Origin of the sequence: Ramlibacter aurantiacus (genome assembly GCF_016722895.1) — a bacterium.
Lineage (GTDB): Bacteria > Pseudomonadota > Gammaproteobacteria > Burkholderiales > Burkholderiaceae_C > Ramlibacter > Ramlibacter aurantiacus.
Window position 1 is genome coordinate 98454 of sequence record NZ_JAEQNA010000008.1, and the last position, 15086, is coordinate 113539.

Here is a 15086-nt window from a genome sequence, read left to right on the forward strand (position 1 = left end):
AGGGAGCCCGAGATGAACACCACCAAGCAAGTCCCCGCCACCCAAAACGAGAGCTGGGGCTTTTGGGGCGCGATGAACGAGGCGGCCGGCGCGGCGTGGCCGCTCGCGATGACCGTCGTCTCGCAGGCCACCGGCCAGTCGCTCGAATCGGTCCGGATCTTCCTGGACAGCCGCCACGGTCGCCACTTCGCGGACGACGTGCTGAATCAAATGCACGCCGGCCGCGGCCTCTCCGACGCGATCGACGCCGCAACGAAGCGGTGGATGGTCTGGACGATCGGAGGCCGGACCAGCAAGGACTATGGCATCCCGCGCGGCCTGCCCTACCTGACGGGCTTTGTAATTCACTGCGAAATCGCGGACGAATCACTCGCCGGCTGAGCGTCGAAGATGATGCCGTCCGACTCGCGGATAGCCTGTTTGCCGGTCCAGTCCTGCCAGCGGCGCACGATTACGTCCACATACTTGGGATCGAGTTCGATCAGCCGCGCCGCTCGCCCTGATTTCTCCGCGGCGATCAACGTGGTGCCGGAACCGCCGAATGGATCGAGCACCAGATTGCCAGAGAGGCTGGAATTACGGATGGCGCGCTCCACCAGTTCCACCGGCTTCATCGTTGGGTGCAAGTCGTTCTTGTGCGGCTTCTTAATCTGCCAGACATCGCTCTGGTCTCGATCGCCGCACCAGTGCCGCGTCGCCCCCTCCCGCCAACCGTACAGGATCGGCTCGTACTGGCGCTGATAGTCCGAGCGCCCCAAGGTGAAGGTGTTCTTGGCCCAGATGATGAAGGTTGACCACTTGCCGCCGGCCGTGCGGAACGCTGCCTGCAGCACATCCAACTCGCTGGAGGACATCGCCACGTAGATCCCGCCGCGACAGGATGCGATGGTCGGAGTCAACGCTGCCAGCAAGAAGTCGTAGAAACCGTCGCCAAGGTTGTCGTTCAGGATCGCGCGATCCTTGCCGCGCATCTTGTCCTTGGCGCTGTTGGCGTAGTTCACGTTATAAGGCGGATCAGTGAACACCATGTCCACCTGCTCGCCGGCCAACAGCCGCTCGTAGCTTGTCGCCACGGTGGCGTCGCCACACAGCAGCCGATGGCCACCCAGCAGCCAGAGGTCGCCGGCACGCGACACCGGAGTCTCAGCGACCTCAGGCACGGCGTCGTCTTCGGTCTGGCCCGCGGCATCGGGTTCATCGCCCGCCATCAGTTCGGCGAGCGCGTCGGCGTCAAACCCGGTCAGCGCAATGTCGAAGTCGTCGTCGTCCAGTGCGGCGAGCTCGATGCGCAGCATCGCATCATCCCAGCCCGCGTTCTCGGCGATGCGGTTGTCGGCGATCACTAGAGCGCGCCGCTGTGTAGGGCTCAGGTGATCCAGCACCACCACGGGCACTTTCTCCATCCCGAGCTTTTGGGCAGCAGCGAGTCGACCGTGGCCGGCCACGATCACGCCATCGCTGGCGGCCAGGATCGGGTTGGTGAATCCGAACTCGGCAATCGATGCGGCGATCTGCGCCACTTGGTCAGCTGAGTGTGTTCGCGCATTCCTTGCGTACGGCAGCAGTTTTGCCGTCGGCCACCGCTCGATCTTGTCGGCGAGCCAGGACGCGGTCATTGCGCCGGCTCCGGGATCACCAGTCGCTGCGACTCAAGGCCGGCGATCCTGGCCACCTGCTCCTGGGTGTGCGCCCGCGGATTTCGGGCGTACGGAATCAGCGCGCCGACCTGGCGGTACTCGACGTTCAGCGGGTTCAGGGTTGGACCTCGAAAAAGGCGCTGCACGGGGCAGGCTGCAACCTGCCTCGCACCGCGAAAACTGGATGTAGAAACGCCTCCGCGAGGGAGGCGTCGGCCCAGCGATGCAATCGCTGGCGGGCTAGAAAGGACCCGGGTGCAAACCTGCAAACCCGCAAACTCCGCAAACCTCTATTTGCAATCGGACGCTAGGCGAATGCTGCGCTCGTCCCCCCCGCATTGCGAAATGCGGAGGAAGGACCCCTTTTTCCTCGGGGCCGGCGCCGCTGCGCTCACCGGTGTCCTGACCGTGCCGGAATATTACGGCAGAACACCCCGATTTGTTGCACGCCTCGGAGTCCGTCATCCTCGCTCACGCGCGCAGCGACAGCAACTGCACCGACCAATCTCGCACAAATCCGCCGAATCACGCGATGCGAGTACGCAGCTACGCCTTCGACGGGCACTGACGGATTCGACGGGTCATGTCGAAACCTCCCATGAGGTGTGCGCGCGTCACGCGCGCGTAAGGGACTTACGACGTAGTCCGTCGAATCCGTCAGTCCGCATGCGTTCACGTTGCGCGTATGGGCGTGCAGGCGGTCATGTGAGCGCGTGGGCGGCTTCGAAGCAACCGAACCCGCGGACGATGACAAGAAGGCTAGGCCGAGCCGGATTGGACCGCGCGTCTGCAGCAGGGTGAGTGTCCCGGCGCCGCGGCCGATGCGCTGCACGTCACCAGCGGCTGCCGATACTTCCCCTATACTTTAAGGAACGTGTTGACAACGAGTTGCATAGTCTGTATCGTGCATCTACGTCAGCCAAGGAATACGCCATGACCCCATCAGAGGATGCGATCGTCGTTTTCACCGCCCGCAGCCCGGAGCGCATCGTGCGCGAGGGAGGCTCCCAATCATGGGTACTCAATGCGGCTCGGGCGAAGAACTGCCAGTGGCTGGTCTGCACCCAGAATCGCCACAACCCCAACCACGAGTTCTCCGACGCAACGGAAGCCCACGGCGCCGGCTTTCTGGTCGGCAAGGCTTCAGGCATCCGGCCTTCGCAGGAGCCTGGGAGCGAGGATCGTTGGCTGGTCGCGATCAGCCAGTTCGCGCGGATCGACATGCCGAACCTTTGGGATCACGGACGAAACCCGGTGCGCTACACGTCACTGGTGGAGCTGGGTATCGACCCGTCTACCCTGAAGTGGGAAGAGATGCCGAAGGCGGAGGCACCCTCTTCCTCACCTACGAAGGCTCTGGACGCTGCTCTCCTAGGGGCAAACCTGACCATCGCCGAAGCGAAGAAGGCGCTCGCCGCCACGTTCGGCGTCTCACCCGAGGCCGTGGAGATCACGATCAGGGGCTAAAGCAGAGACAAGAGGATGAGAGATAACCGAAGACGGGGGACGCGCGGGCGCCGCATCTTCGGCGGGTTCCGATTTTCCAGTCAGCCACCAACTTCACGCTATTTAGCTTTTGCGCCATGAACCTTGATCAAGAGGTGGTCGAGTTGCAGCGGCAGCTCGCCACAATTGACTTGCTGTCTCGGCCATCGCGCCCAACTCGTCCCGGCTGGACCGAGTTCCTGGTGCTAAAGCGTGGTGATCTCAAAGTAAAGATGTACCAGGAGCCCGGTCACGCGCTGCCTCATGTGCACGTTGACTACGGAGGCCGCAATCATGTTGCGTCGTACTCCATCGACCCGACAGAACTTCTCGCGGGAAATCTGGATAGGAAGTACGAGCGCGCCGTAACAGAGTGGATTGCCGCCCGTAGACCGCAACTCCTGGATGTGTGGCGAGCTGCACAGCTTGGAGGGGAGACGCGGGAGCTGATCGTGGCTCTCGCCGGCGATCCATAACCTGCCGGGTCGACACCAACCCGGCGCGCTAGATGGAATTTCGCGGTATCACTTCAACCCGAGAAAAAACACCAGCCCTGCCAGCACGACGGCCGCCAACCACGGCGGAGACGGAGACGAACAGTGACGGCCGTCCGGCATCTGCGGGTTCCTTGCCCCGCAAAAACCGATCAGTGACGTTTTCGAACGATTCGGCCATGTCGTCGTAGCCGGGACCCGCGCTCACGAAGAACACTCCACCACCCTGGTTGAGTTCATCCATGTCCTTGGAGTGAGCAGCATGAGCAGTGCTATAGGCCTGTTCGAAGATCGCGTCAGTCTTGCAGATCCGCAGCTCTCGAAGGGATGCGATGGGGATGATTGTTTTGCCGTGCACGATGGACGTGCCACGACGGTAGGGCTTCACTATCTGCCGGGTGATCTCCTGCTCCTCCAAATCTCGTGCGAGCACCCGGAGGTTGGCGTCGCCTTCTTGGCGGACGAAGACATGAAAGTAGTGCATCTGGCCCTCCTATCGCGCATGATAGGAGGGCGCTCAATCGTTCCGAGATTCCTGCCAACTCACCTCCGCGCGTTGAGGCACTCCGCGACCGTCTCCATCGCCAGCTTCCACCGCCGCCACGCCGTCGTGCGGTCGCAGGCGAATCGAATGGAGATATCCCGCCAGCAGTACCGCTTCGCTCGCATCCACACCAGGTGCCGCTGCTCGACCTCGAGCCACTGCACCCAGCGCATCGTCTCCAGCATGCGGTCGATGTCGACTGGGCTCGGTGGGAAGGGCTTGTACTCCCGCTCATTGGCCGCGAACGCCTCCCACTCCTTGCGCACGAAAGCTGGCCAGGAGTTGAAGTAGCCCTGCACCCGCACCGGCGGCAGCCGCCGTCCGGTGCTGGCCGCCTCCTCGAAGCGGGCTGCGACGCCGTCGACGGTCCAGACACGTCGTGCATCAGCCATGGCGACCTCCCGATCCGTACAGGCGCTCGCCGATGCGGCGGATCAACTGGCGTTCAAAGAAGTCCAGGCGCTCGTCGCTTTCTGAGATGACCAGGATGTTCTGGTCCTGCCAGCCGCGGTGTTTGACCGCGTCGAGGTCCACCGGCGTGGGCTGCATGCGGCCCAGGGGCGATTGGTAGCGGGGCTGCGGGATCTTCATGCGACCTCCTGGCTCGCGATGGCCCAGTGCAGGAGCGCCAGGGCGTCGGCCTCGTTGTCGTCGGCCACGGCATGGCCTTTGACCCGCATGGCGGTCATCACCTCCTCCTTGCCCGCATTGCCTTTGCCGGCGGCGTGCTTCTTGATCGTGCCGACCGGAACGCCTTGGTATGGGATGCCGTGGTGCTCGCACCAGCTGGTAAGCGTGGCCATGAGACCGCCGTAGACGTGGGCGGCGTCGACGCCAACATGCCGGCGCACCTCCTCGAAGTACACGGCGTGGATGTCGGTGGCCACGCCCTTGAGCTCGGTCAGCCAGCGCTTGAAGCGCAGGTAGCGCATCCCGCCGCCTTCGAAGCGTTGCGGTCGCAGCGTCACGAAGCCGTGAGCGATCTGCTGATCGCGCGGGCGCATCGCCCAGCCGGTGGTGGTGCCCAGGTCCAGGGCAAGAATGGTCGTGGTCATCGTTGTCAGTCCTTGTTCAATTCGGTGTGTCGACCCGTCGCTCAGTTGTCCGCATAGGGGGTGTAGGCCGCAGTGGGTGGGTGCTTGAGGCCAAGGCCACGGAAGCCGCGCAGGCCCGTGGTGTTGCGCCACTTCTCGATGCCGCGCGTCAGCAGCAGATCGGCGAAGCGCTTTTGCGATCCGATGAATTCACCCGCCGAATCCGCCCATTGCTTCCAGTCGGTGAAGAGTTCGGCCGTCAGTGCCTTGGCGTTGGGCTCGCGCAGGCAGCGCTCATCGATCCAGCGTCCGAGCGCATCCTCGGCTTCGAAGTACTCCTCAGTCGCCTCGACCACCTGCTGCGGTGGATCAAGCCGCCCCAGGCGTTGCCACTCGAGGCAGCCCTGCACCGCCCAGGCCAGGATCCCGTTGCGCTCGGCCAGGAGTTTTTGCTGCAGATGCTTGTCGCGGCGCTCCGGCGGCACGGTGATCGTGAAGGGGATCAGGTGCAGCCGCCGCTTCATCGCCTCGTCGATGTTGCGGATCGCCGGCTTGTGGTTTCCGGCCACGACCAGCTTGAACTGCGGGAAGAACTCGAAGAAGTCCTGCCGCATGAAGCGCGCGGAGATCTTGTCGCCGCCCGTGAGGTTCTTCACCTTCGACTCGGCCCAGCGCCGGCCCTGCTCGGTCTCGATGGCCGCCACAAAACGCGCACCGCGCAGACCTGCCATGTCGGTCGGGTGCCGATCCGTGCGCGTTTCCATGAACGTGTCCATCGGCGCGTTGGTGGCGTAGTCGCCCAGGATCGTGGCCAGCGTGTTGACGAACACCGACTTTCCGTTCGCGCCCGTGCCATACAGAAAGAACAGCGCATGCTCCCGGGTCGAGCCGGTCAGCGCGTAGCCGGCCATGCGTTGGAGGTAATCCTGCAGCGCGGTGTCGCCGCCCGTGACCTCGACCAGGAATTGCCTCCAGATCGGGCAGTCGTCACGCGGCGTGGCCGTGGTGATCTTGGTCATGCGGTCGGCGCGGTCGTGCTGGCGCTGCCGCCCGTTCTTGAGATCCACCACGCCACCGGGCGTGTTGAGCAGCCACGGATCGGCATCCCATTCCGCGGTGGTCGCCGCGTGCCTGCGATCCGCGCGCGCCAGCCGCTCCACACCGCCGACCGTGCCGGAGCTGGCCAGCTTGGCAGCGATCTTGGGGTTCTCGGCCTGAACGGCGGCGTGGCGGCAGACGCTTCGGATCAGGTCGGTGGCGGCCAGCGTGTCCTCGGTGCGCCAGCGATGACCGTCCCACACCAGCCAGCGGCCCCACGCCGCAACGTAACGCCAGTCGCGCTGATAGCGCCGGGTGAAGGCCAGCGCCAGGGCGTCCTCCGTCCCCCAGACGGATTCGTCACTGCTGGCCACCGGCTCGGCACCATCGGCGATGTCGTGCATCTGCAGGCGCGGCCCATGGGTGAGGAAGGCAGAGACGTCAAAGCCTTCGGTTACCGCATCGGCCGCGTCCCAGCCCTCGGCCGCTTCCTCGGGTGGGTAGAGGATGTGGCAGGTCTTCGCACCCGCCGACAGGATGGCTTGCGCCGCTTGCGCCGCGTAGTCCCAGCCCGGTTTGTCGCGGTCCGGCCAGATCAGCACGGTCTTCCCGGCCAGGGGCGACCAGTCGGTCTTGTCGATCGGCGCGTTTGCGCCGTGCATCGCGGTGGTGGCGCAGACGCCCAGATCGATCAAGGCCTGCGCGCACTTCTCCCCTTCCACCAGTACCACCTGGTGGGCCTGGGCGAGCCCCGGCTGGTTGTACAGCGGCCGCGGATCCGGTGGCGCGGTCTTGCGCCGCTTGGCGTCCCAGGGCCGGAACTCCTTGCGCCGCCCGGGCGGGTCGTAGCGGTAGACGACGGCGATCAGTTTCCCGCTCGCGTCCAGGTAGTCCCACTTGGCAGTGGCCTTGCCGAGGTCGTCGATCGCGGCTTCCTCCTTCGCGCGCCGCGGAGGACGGCGCGGAGTGGAGGCGATCCGGCCCACGAGATCGGCAGCGATCTCCAACACGCGCGGGAAGTCGCTGCGCGCGTCGATGCTGTGGTGGTCTGCCAGGATGGCGAACACATCACCGCCGGCCCCGCTTGCGCGGTCGGTCCACAGACCCGCCTTGTCGCCGGTGAGGACGATCTCCAGGCTGTCGCCGGGGCTGCCCAGCACGTCGCCGATGTAGAACTTGCCGCTCCGCACCTTGCCTGCGGGGAAGAGATCGAAGAGCACCGCCTCGAGCCGCGCCAGCAAGGCCGCTCGGATCCCGTCACGCTCGGCGCTGCGGTCGACCTCGATGGGCGCCTCGCAGTCGTTGAAGTCCAGCGGATGGTGCTGGCTCGGCTCATGCATCGAGCACCTCGCTCCCAGCAGCAGCTGGCGACGGCAGGCCACCCTGCACGCGCTGCCAGTCAGCAAGCTCCGACAGCTTGAAGCGCACCGCGCGCCCGAGGCGATAGAAAGGGATCGCGAGCCGATCGCGCTGCTGGGCGTGCGTGAGGAAGTACATCGGCAGATTCATCGTGTAGGCCGCTTCGCGGGCGTCGACGAAGGGCTCACCGGCGATCGCCGGCGGGAGTGATTTGGCTTTCATGCTTGGAGACTCCAGCAGCGGTCTGCCCATGCGCAGACCTTGCATTCGAAGTGAGTGGATTCGGAGAACGAGCGCGGCAGCAGCTCGCCAGCCTCAGTGGCGGAGATCACGCGCGCGGCACGGTCCGACATGCGCTGGGCGAGCGCAGGGTCGAAGGGGATCAGCTCAAACCACAGTTCTTGCGTGTTCTTGTTGATCGCGCAGAACAGCGCGGGATTGCGGCTGATCCCCTCGACGGCAGCCTCCATGTAGGCCTGGTAGGTGGCGACCTGTGCGGCATAAACAGGCTTGCTGACCGTGACTCCGGATTTGGCACACGCCCTCCAGTGCTTGTCGGACATGGTCTTGCACTCGAAGAGCATCGGGTAGCGAAGACCCAGATCCTCCGGTCCGTTGGCCACGATGCCATCGACATGGCCTCGGATGCGACCATCCGCGACTGCAAAACCGAACTGTCCGCCGTTGGCCCTGCGGGTGTGCAGGTCGAAGCCCGCCATGCGCAGCCACCGCACTGCGAGATCTTCCAGTTCATGGCCCACTTCGAACACACGCAGCGTGCGTCCGGTGAAATCGCGCCCGGCATCCCTCGGAGCTCCGGCATATTCGTACTGCAAGGCGCGCTCGCAGGAGACGCCCAGACGTGACGCTCCGAGGTACTGCCGGCGTGGCTGTCCATCGCGCTCCACGGCGAGCGCCTGGTCGATGTGGTACGTCACCCGTTCGTGAAAGGTGGAATGCGAATTGAAGTCAAGCATCGAGGTGCCTCCAGCTCTTTCGGTACTTGATGTTTTCGATCGTGCCGACGCTCACGTTGGTCAGCTGCGCTAGGTCGGTGAGGTGACACCGCCCAGCGGCGAGCAGTTTTCGGATGGCCTGAACCTGGGCTGGTTTCAGCCGCGCCGTGCCGCTGCTATCGCCTCGGGCCGCACGTCCTTTGGCTTTCATGTCCGCCAAGTTTTCGGCGTGGGTTCCAAGCCAGAGGTGCTTCGAATTGACACAGCGCGGGTTGTCACAGAGGTGGCACACGTGCATGCCCGCTGGGATGGGCCCGCGGGTGAGTTCCCACGCGACTCGATGCGTCGTGGCCTTCTTCCCGCGCAGCTCGCGGCCCTCGGGGTCGCGCCTGATCTGGCCATACCGACCGCGAAGCGTTGAGCCGAGCCACAACCAGCAGCCTTCCTCGCCTGCACTGGTGTCGACTCGCGTCCAGAACCGCTCAGCGAGAGACCGCTTCTTCCTGCGTTGGATTTCGGTTTCGGTGGCGATCACGGCGTGGTCTCCCAGGGCAGGTCGTCCTCCATGTCGGCGAACGGGTTCTCCTGCAGCGGCGGCGCTGCTTCGGCGGCCGGACGGCGAATCGGGTCGTGGACCGTGGCGTGGCCGGGCATGCGCACCGGCGGGTACTTGCTGCGCTCATGCTGCGTCGCCATTTCGTCGACGTAGCCGGTGACAATGGCGTCGATGACGGACAGCGCCTCGGCCTCCGAATACGCCCCAAGGGGCTTGTCGAAGCCAATGGCGGCCGCCGCCTCGCCGAAGAACTTCAGGCACCGGCGCATGGCGTCGCGTTCCAGGGGTGTCGCGTCAACCACGGCAGCCTCCGGCGGCACGTCGCGCTCCAAGGCGCGAGCCCAGGAGCCGTAGCACTGGTGGAACGCGGCCTGGCAACGCTGCGAGCAGAACACCCAGTCCACCGGGTAGCGACGCGGATCGCCCACCGGGTGTCGGATCTCGGTGTGCACGAATCCGCGGGCTTGCCTGGAGCAGACCCAGCATTTCATGGGCGCTCCTCATTACTGCGCCCAGGCGGGTTTGCCGGTCGGAGCCGACTGGGCCGGACGCGCTGCGGCGTACGCTGGCGTCGCCTGCGCGGGAGTCCCGGAGCTGCCACCGCCCGTGGGCGCCTTGACGGCGCCGCCCATCAGGGCTGCATAGTCTTTGTGGTCCGGCTCGATCGCGAGCTTAACCACGTTCCGGTCTTCGCCCTTTCCGTCCTTCTCCACATCGACCCGGGCGATGAATTCCAGTCCGTCCAGATCGGCGAAGCTGTTGATGCGGCGTGCGGCCGCTGCCTGGGCCGAGTTGTCCTGAGGGTGAACGCGGCGGGCGCTGTTCAGCGCCGCGCGGATGAAGCTGCGGCCCATCTGTCCCCAGGTCGGGCCCTTCTGGGAGTGCAGGCCCACGTTGGACCACATCTTGCGTTTGGCATACGGGCCGCCCGTGACGACGAACTCGCAGGCCAGGTACACCGCGCCGGTGTCGAAGGACTGGGTGGCGTAACCGCCGGTCCAACCCTGGCTGTGGTCGTCATGACCACCGGGCTTGATCGTCATGCGCAGCGGCACGATGGTGCCCTTGGGGATCAGGTCGAAGGCGCCTTGCTGCGCGTCGGCGTCGTTGAAGTCGTTCCAGTTGCTGGCGGGATGCGTGTTCATGGATGTCCTTAGATCGATTCGTTCTGCCGTGCCGGAGCGTTCTGTCCCAGGCACTTGGCGATGAGTTTTCCGAGGTGGGGCTCCTCGATGGCTTCCAGCCGGCCGCTGCGGTCCTTGCTCGGATAGCCGAAGGCGTTGTCGGCACGAGTGACGAACCCCCTATACGGCGTGCCGTCGTCGGCCTTGAGGATCGCGAGCGTCACCACCTCGTCCAGGACGCCGGGCAACTCCAGCGCGGTCTTGCTGCCTTCGAGCTGCAGCTGGTAGAAGCGCCGGTTGAAGTCGTCGGTCTTTTCTTCCAGGATGGCGACGTAGATGACGTGCTTGTCGCGCACGTGCTGCAGGTGCGTGAGCGCCGTGATCATTTCCTGGCCCAAAAGGCCGTAGGCGCCGCGGCTGTCCGGCTTGCCAGACTTCTCGCTGAAGGCCTGCGGCTGGGTCTTGCACCAGGCGAAGCACAGGCGCGAGAGCACGGTCAGGCTGTCGACGAAGTAGGTGTCGTACCGGGCCAGCTGCGCCGGATCGCCGAACCTGGTGCAGACGTGCTCGAAGTGGGCTTGCGAGAACGCCTGATCGGCGTTGGCCGTGGGCATTGGTCCGGCGAGGAACACCACCAGGTCGCGGAACTCGGGCCAGGTGCGCGGGCGCACCGTGTCACCCGGCCAGTCGCGCACCGACAGGTCGCCCGCCTCCAGGTCGACGAACAGGGTGGTGTCGGCCGACAGGGTTCGCAGCTGGGAGGTCTTCCCGACACCAGGCGCCCCCACCAGCGCGATCTTGGCGCTGTGGCGTTCCTTCAGCCGCTCTTCGGCGGAGATGATGGGCAGCATCAGGCGCCTCCTTCCGGAGCCTGGAGGGCGAGCCGGTAGCTCGGTTTGCCCGGCTTGACGGTGCGGGCGGCGGCGAACTGCTCCTTGAGGGCCGGCGGCCAGTTGTTGAAGCGGCTTTCGGAGATCGAGTAGTCGACGTCGATGTAGTCCTGCACGCGGTCGCCGGCGTCGGCGATGCGGGCGGCGATGGCGGCCAGCTGGGTCTGGTCCCAGGACACCTTCTTCGGGAGATCGACGCTCACGCGCAGCTCGCCGTCGCTCAGGTGGCACACGCCGAAATCGCGTCCATTGACCAGACGTGCCGCCTGCGCCCGCTCGGCGTAGCGCTGCTCCATTGCGGTGTGCATGCGGTCCAGAACGGCCTTGACCATGGATTGCAGGGCGAGCAGGTTGGCCTGGGCTTCTTGCAATTGCGCGGGCGGCAGCGCGGCGATCTGCGCCACGCTCATCTCCGCCAAGGGCATGGCCTGCTCGAGGTGAACGGGCGCGTCGAATGCGTGGGAGGTGGTCATGTGCCGGCCCCTCACTTGCACACGCGCTCGGAGGTCGCGGCGTGCAGCGCGCTGCGCTCGTACTCGGCGATGAGCTCCAGCGGGTAGGTGACCCGCTTGGAGAGCTTCAGATAGTGCGGGCCCCGGCCCTCGGACCGCCACCGTTGCAGCGTCTTGGCGCTCACGCCCCAGCGCTGGGCCAGTTCGCTTTCAGAGAGCACGCGCCGCTCGTGCGGACGCATCGGATCGGGCAGCGCGAGATGGTTCGACGCACCGCGGTTTGCTGGTGTTGATTGCAGCATTGACACCCCTTTCGTGTAGGTGAGGAACAACGCTGGGCAGTGTCGAAAACGGGTGGCGAACCGTTAAGGAACTGGGTGGCGAACTGAGCGGAAACTTCCGGTTCGCCATTGGCAGGCGGGCGTCAGATACCCATGTGACCGCACGGCCTGGGATCGCGCTAAGCTGGCGCTATGTCCATCGCCTGAGCCTGTCGTTCACGGTCTGCGAACGGGTGAAGTGAGATGTCTTACCCGAAGGCAACTTGATAGACGATGGCGCCCAAATCGCCTTGTTGGCTGGCAACAGAGGTACTTCTATGACAGCGGTGACGCTCGAATCGACCTTGACCTGTCCCGAGTGCGGGCACGTCAAGACGGAAACCATGCCGACGGACGCCTGCCAGTGGTTCTACGAATGCGAACACTGCGGCGTCGTGCTGCGCCCCAAACCAGGGGATTGCTGCGTGTTTTGTTCCTACGGCAGCGTTCCGTGCCCGCCGATCCAGGTGGGGGCGCAGGACGGCGGCTGCTGCGCCAAGTCGGGCGAGTGATTTCACAACCGCGACCCAAACAAGGTCGATGGGGTCTCTTATCTCAGCCCAGAAAGCTCTTGTCCTGCCGTCTGCTGGGACCTCATGAAAGCTGGGTGGTCGTTGTGAACGACCCCGAGCGGATGTAAGCCAGATCCTCCGAAGTGATTGCGGCTACAGAACTATTGTGATGGAATTCCACCACCACTAGTGGGGAAATAGCATGAAGAAACTCCTGATTGGTTTGTCTGTCGCCCTGGCATTTACTTTCGGCGCGCAGGCCCAAACCGCGCAGCAGACGAAGATGGCCACCTGCAACAAGGAGGCTGGCGACAAAAAGGGCGATGAGCGCAAGGCGTTCATGAAGGAATGCCTGAGTGCCAAGAAGGAAACCCCTCAACAGGCCAAGATGAAATCCTGCAACGTCGAGGCCAAAGGCATGAAGGGCGATGAACGCAAGAAGTTCATGTCCGAGTGCCTAAAGAAAGGCTGAGGTCGCGAGTCAATCGTTCGCGGTGTTGACCGCGTACGGCCCGCGATCAGTGCCTGCTGCGGCCAGTCGCTGCGGCGCGACCGCTTCACGCTGCGGGAGGCTCAGCGCTGCCACGTCCTTTCACCAACGATATTGGAGAAGAAAAGAGCTTCGCCTCTGAATTCAAAGAGTTTGCCCTGAAGGGCAACGTGATGGATCTGGCCGTGGGCGTCATCATCGGCGCGGCATTCGCCAAGATTGTTGATTCGCTGGTCGCTGACATCATCATGCCGATCGTCAGCAAGGTGTTCGGTGGCCTGGACTTCAGCAACTACTTCGTGCCGCTCGCGGGGCAGACGGCAACAACGCTGGTGGAAGCAAAGAAGGCCGGCGCCGTCCTGGCCTACGGCAACTTCATCACAGTCGCCTTGAACTTCGTCATCTTGGCGTTCGTGATCTTCCTGATGGTCCCTCTGTGTCAGGCTAGTTGTCGCTCTTGAATCTCAACCTTGGCGGGAGATCTGGAGCGGCAAGAGATGCCACCGAAGCGATACACACCTGAGCAGAAGAGATGGGCCCTGGAGCAGCTGGGGCCGCCGCACAATCGGCAGTTGAACGACGTTGCACGCGAACTGGGCACCACCGCGGTGAGCATTCGCACTTGGCGCAATGAGCTGGCCGAAGGAGAGGACGCCATTCGAAGCAAGGACAAGAGCAGTGCTCGCAAATTTCACGCCGTGCTGGAGACGGCGCACCTGAGCGAAGCGGAGGTGTCGGAGTACTGCAGGAAGAAGGGCATCGAGCCACAGCAGCTGGCGCAGTGGCGATTGGCCTGCGAGCAGGCCAATCGCACCGCCCCTGCCAAGCCCGCAGACTCAAGCGGCGATGCAGCGTCAAAGGATCGAATCCGGCAGCTCGAGCGCGAACTGCGTCGCAAGGAAGCGGCTCTGGCCGAGACGGCAGCGCTGTTGGTGCTACGAAAAAAAGCCACTGCGATCTGGGGCAAGGACGAGGAAGAATGATCAACACCTCGGATCGCACGTTGGCCATGACGTTGATCGATGAGGCGGTCGCAGCTGGGGCGCGGCAGGAGCGCGCCTGCCGTGAGCTGGGGCTCCAAGTGCGGACGCTGCAGCGCTGGCGCAAGCGCCCGCAGGACGGCAGACCAGCGGCTGTGCGGCCCAGGCCTGCCAACAAGCTTGACGAGGACGAGCGCCAGGCGGTACTGATGGCGGTGAATCGACCGGACTGCGCCAGCCTCACGCCGCACCAGATCGTGCCCAAGCTGGCCGACGAGGGCATCTACCTGGCCTCTGAATCGACCTTCTACCGGGTCATGCGCGCTGCCGGCCAGGCTCACCGGCGCAGCCGGGCGCGCGCTCCGCGCAAACGGGTGCTGACTACCCACATGGCCAGTGGCCCCAACGAGGTCTGGTGCTGGGACATCACCTGGATGCCCAGCATCATCAAGGGCCGCTTCTACTACTGGTACATGGTCAAGGACATCTACAGCCGCAAGGTGGTGGCCAGCGAGGTCCATGAGATCGAGGCGGCCCACCATGCAAGCCGCCTGCTCGCGCGGGCTTGCCTTGCCGAACGCACCGCAGGCAAGCCGCTGGTGCTGCACTCGGACAACGGCTCCGCGATGAAGGGGGCCACCCTGCTGCACACGATGCGCACACTGGGCGTGGTTCCGTCCTTCAGCAGGCCGCGCGTGAGCAACGACAACGCCTTCGCCGAAGCGCTGTTCCGCACCGCCAAGTACTGCCCCCTCTGGCCTGAACGGCCCTTCACATGCCTGCAGCACGCCCGTGAGTGGGTCATGCAGTTCGTACGTTGGTACAACGAGGTCAATCTGCACGGCAGCCTGCAGTACGTGACACCTGTGCACCGGCATCAAGGTGCCGAGGCTCCAATCCTCCAGAGCCGACGTGCCGTGTACGAACAGGCGCGCCAGCGCAGGCCTGAACGCTGGTCCGGTGAATGCAGGAGCTGGACGCTGCCGAAGTCTGTCTACCTGAATCCAGAGCGCGACACCTGATGGCCGGTCGCTGATCGGCGCAGGCGACAACTACCTTGACACAACCCGTGGTCAAGCAGATCAACCGCCTGAAGCGACGGGAGCCGGAAGTAGCGGCCGCCCCTGCCGCACCGGCCGAAGAAGTTGTGTTGCTGCGAGAAATTCGCAATGCGCTCGTGAAGAGCTGAGCACCCCTGGCGCACCGGCGTCGGTC

Annotated in this window: 21 protein-coding genes and 2 pseudogenes; 8 read left to right on the forward strand and 15 right to left on the reverse strand. The window is 64.6% G+C overall.

Features of this window, described 5'->3' with window-relative positions:
* The first annotated feature begins 12 nt into the window (after positions 1-12).
* A complete protein-coding gene (locus tag JI739_RS19165) occupies positions 13-381 on the forward strand; it encodes a hypothetical protein (protein ID WP_201685554.1) in 369 nt (122 codons plus the stop codon).
* Here JI739_RS19165 and JI739_RS19170 read toward each other — a convergent pair.
* Together JI739_RS19170 and JI739_RS19175 are read right to left on the reverse strand one after the other, a co-directional pair.
* Positions 345-1616 (reverse strand): site-specific DNA-methyltransferase, encoded by a 1272-nt coding sequence (locus JI739_RS19170; protein ID WP_201685555.1) that lies wholly within the window; start codon positions 1614-1616, stop codon positions 345-347. The two genes, JI739_RS19165 and JI739_RS19170, sit on opposite strands and share 37 nt — an antisense overlap.
* On the reverse strand, positions 1613-1783 hold the full coding sequence (locus tag JI739_RS19175) for a ParB N-terminal domain-containing protein (protein ID WP_201685722.1): 171 nt from the start codon (positions 1781-1783) through the stop codon (positions 1613-1615). The genes JI739_RS19170 and JI739_RS19175 overlap by 4 nt, the downstream gene beginning before the upstream one ends.
* Before the next feature lie 787 nt (positions 1784-2570).
* Here JI739_RS19175 and JI739_RS19180 point away from each other — a divergent pair.
* Together JI739_RS19180 and JI739_RS19185 are read left to right on the forward strand one after the other, a co-directional pair.
* Positions 2571-3104 carry a hypothetical protein gene (locus JI739_RS19180; protein ID WP_201685556.1) on the forward strand — a complete coding sequence of 178 codons (534 nt, stop codon included), beginning with the start codon at positions 2571-2573 and terminating at the stop codon, positions 3102-3104.
* A gap of 116 nt (positions 3105-3220) precedes the next feature.
* Positions 3221-3598: a DUF4160 domain-containing protein gene (locus JI739_RS19185; RefSeq protein WP_201685557.1), complete on the forward strand. Its 378-nt coding sequence runs from the start codon at positions 3221-3223 to the stop codon at positions 3596-3598.
* 28 nt (positions 3599-3626) lie between these two features.
* Here the strand turns inward: JI739_RS19185 and JI739_RS19190 are convergent, their stop codons facing one another.
* Genes JI739_RS19190 through JI739_RS19250 form a run of 13 tightly spaced genes read right to left on the reverse strand, consistent with a single transcriptional unit; the run spans position 3627 to position 11901 of the window.
* The gene (locus tag JI739_RS19190; RefSeq protein ID WP_201685558.1) at positions 3627-4100 is read right to left on the reverse strand and encodes a hypothetical protein; all 474 of its coding nucleotides are present in this window, start codon (positions 4098-4100) and stop codon (positions 3627-3629) included.
* A 59-nt stretch (positions 4101-4159) separates the two neighbouring features.
* Entirely contained in the window at positions 4160-4552 is a 393-nt protein-coding gene (locus JI739_RS19195; RefSeq protein ID WP_201685559.1) for a DUF6362 family protein, read from the reverse strand.
* Positions 4545-4751, reverse strand: a complete 207-nt coding sequence (locus JI739_RS19200) for a hypothetical protein (RefSeq protein WP_201685560.1) — start codon at positions 4749-4751, stop codon at positions 4545-4547. The genes JI739_RS19195 and JI739_RS19200 overlap by 8 nt, the downstream gene beginning before the upstream one ends.
* Positions 4748-5215 carry a crossover junction endodeoxyribonuclease RuvC gene (locus JI739_RS19205; RefSeq protein ID WP_201685561.1) on the reverse strand — a complete coding sequence of 156 codons (468 nt, stop codon included), beginning with the start codon at positions 5213-5215 and terminating at the stop codon, positions 4748-4750. The genes JI739_RS19200 and JI739_RS19205 overlap by 4 nt, the downstream gene beginning before the upstream one ends.
* A 41-nt stretch (positions 5216-5256) precedes the next feature.
* Entirely contained in the window at positions 5257-7572 is a 2316-nt protein-coding gene (locus JI739_RS19210) for a phage/plasmid primase, P4 family (protein ID WP_201685562.1), read from the reverse strand.
* On the reverse strand, positions 7565-7813 hold the full coding sequence (locus JI739_RS19215) for a DNA-binding protein (RefSeq protein WP_201685563.1): 249 nt from the start codon (positions 7811-7813) through the stop codon (positions 7565-7567). Before JI739_RS19215 ends, JI739_RS19210 begins: the two co-directional genes overlap by 8 nt.
* Complete coding sequence (locus tag JI739_RS19220; protein WP_201685564.1) at positions 7810-8568, reverse strand: hypothetical protein; 759 nt, start codon at positions 8566-8568, stop codon at positions 7810-7812. Before JI739_RS19220 ends, JI739_RS19215 begins: the two co-directional genes overlap by 4 nt.
* Positions 8561-9082, reverse strand: coding sequence for an HNH endonuclease signature motif containing protein (locus JI739_RS24580; RefSeq protein ID WP_201685565.1), 522 nt, complete (start codon positions 9080-9082; stop codon positions 8561-8563). The genes JI739_RS19220 and JI739_RS24580 overlap by 8 nt, the downstream gene beginning before the upstream one ends.
* On the reverse strand, positions 9079-9594 hold the full coding sequence (locus JI739_RS19230) for a DUF6511 domain-containing protein (protein ID WP_201685566.1): 516 nt from the start codon (positions 9592-9594) through the stop codon (positions 9079-9081). The genes JI739_RS24580 and JI739_RS19230 overlap by 4 nt, the downstream gene beginning before the upstream one ends.
* A gap of 12 nt (positions 9595-9606) precedes the next feature.
* Positions 9607-10248 (reverse strand): hypothetical protein, encoded by a 642-nt coding sequence (locus tag JI739_RS19235; protein WP_201685567.1) that lies wholly within the window; start codon positions 10246-10248, stop codon positions 9607-9609.
* A gap of 8 nt (positions 10249-10256) precedes the next feature.
* Complete coding sequence (locus tag JI739_RS19240; protein ID WP_201685685.1) at positions 10257-11081, reverse strand: ATP-binding protein; 825 nt, start codon at positions 11079-11081, stop codon at positions 10257-10259.
* Positions 11078-11590, reverse strand: coding sequence for a hypothetical protein (locus JI739_RS19245; protein ID WP_236589877.1), 513 nt, complete (start codon positions 11588-11590; stop codon positions 11078-11080). The genes JI739_RS19240 and JI739_RS19245 overlap by 4 nt, the downstream gene beginning before the upstream one ends.
* An 11-nt stretch (positions 11591-11601) precedes the next feature.
* A complete protein-coding gene (locus JI739_RS19250) occupies positions 11602-11901 on the reverse strand; it encodes a helix-turn-helix transcriptional regulator (protein WP_354003761.1) in 300 nt (99 codons plus the stop codon).
* Positions 11902-12167: 266 nt separating this feature from the next.
* Between JI739_RS19250 and JI739_RS19255 the strand changes: the two genes are divergently transcribed.
* The 5 genes and pseudogenes from JI739_RS19255 to mscL (JI739_RS19275) all read left to right on the forward strand — a co-directional run.
* On the forward strand, positions 12168-12401 hold the full coding sequence (locus JI739_RS19255; protein WP_201685568.1) for a GDCCVxC domain-containing (seleno)protein: 234 nt from the start codon (positions 12168-12170) through the stop codon (positions 12399-12401).
* A 202-nt stretch (positions 12402-12603) separates the two neighbouring features.
* On the forward strand, positions 12604-12873 hold the full coding sequence (locus JI739_RS19260) for a PsiF family protein (protein ID WP_201685569.1): 270 nt from the start codon (positions 12604-12606) through the stop codon (positions 12871-12873).
* A 131-nt stretch (positions 12874-13004) separates the two neighbouring features.
* Positions 13005-13322: pseudogene (gene mscL, locus JI739_RS19265) on the forward strand (large conductance mechanosensitive channel protein MscL); the annotation flags it as partial.
* A gap of 66 nt (positions 13323-13388) precedes the next feature.
* Positions 13389-14893, forward strand: a protein-coding gene (locus tag JI739_RS19270; protein ID WP_236589878.1) for an IS3 family transposase whose coding sequence is annotated in 2 segments (ribosomal slippage) — positions 13389-13842 and positions 13842-14893 — 1506 coding nt in all. Because the reading frame shifts where the segments join, the coding sequence is not laid out codon by codon here.
* A gap of 47 nt (positions 14894-14940) precedes the next feature.
* Positions 14941-15060: pseudogene (gene mscL, locus JI739_RS19275) on the forward strand (large conductance mechanosensitive channel protein MscL); the annotation flags it as partial.
* Positions 15061-15086 lie beyond the last annotated feature (26 nt).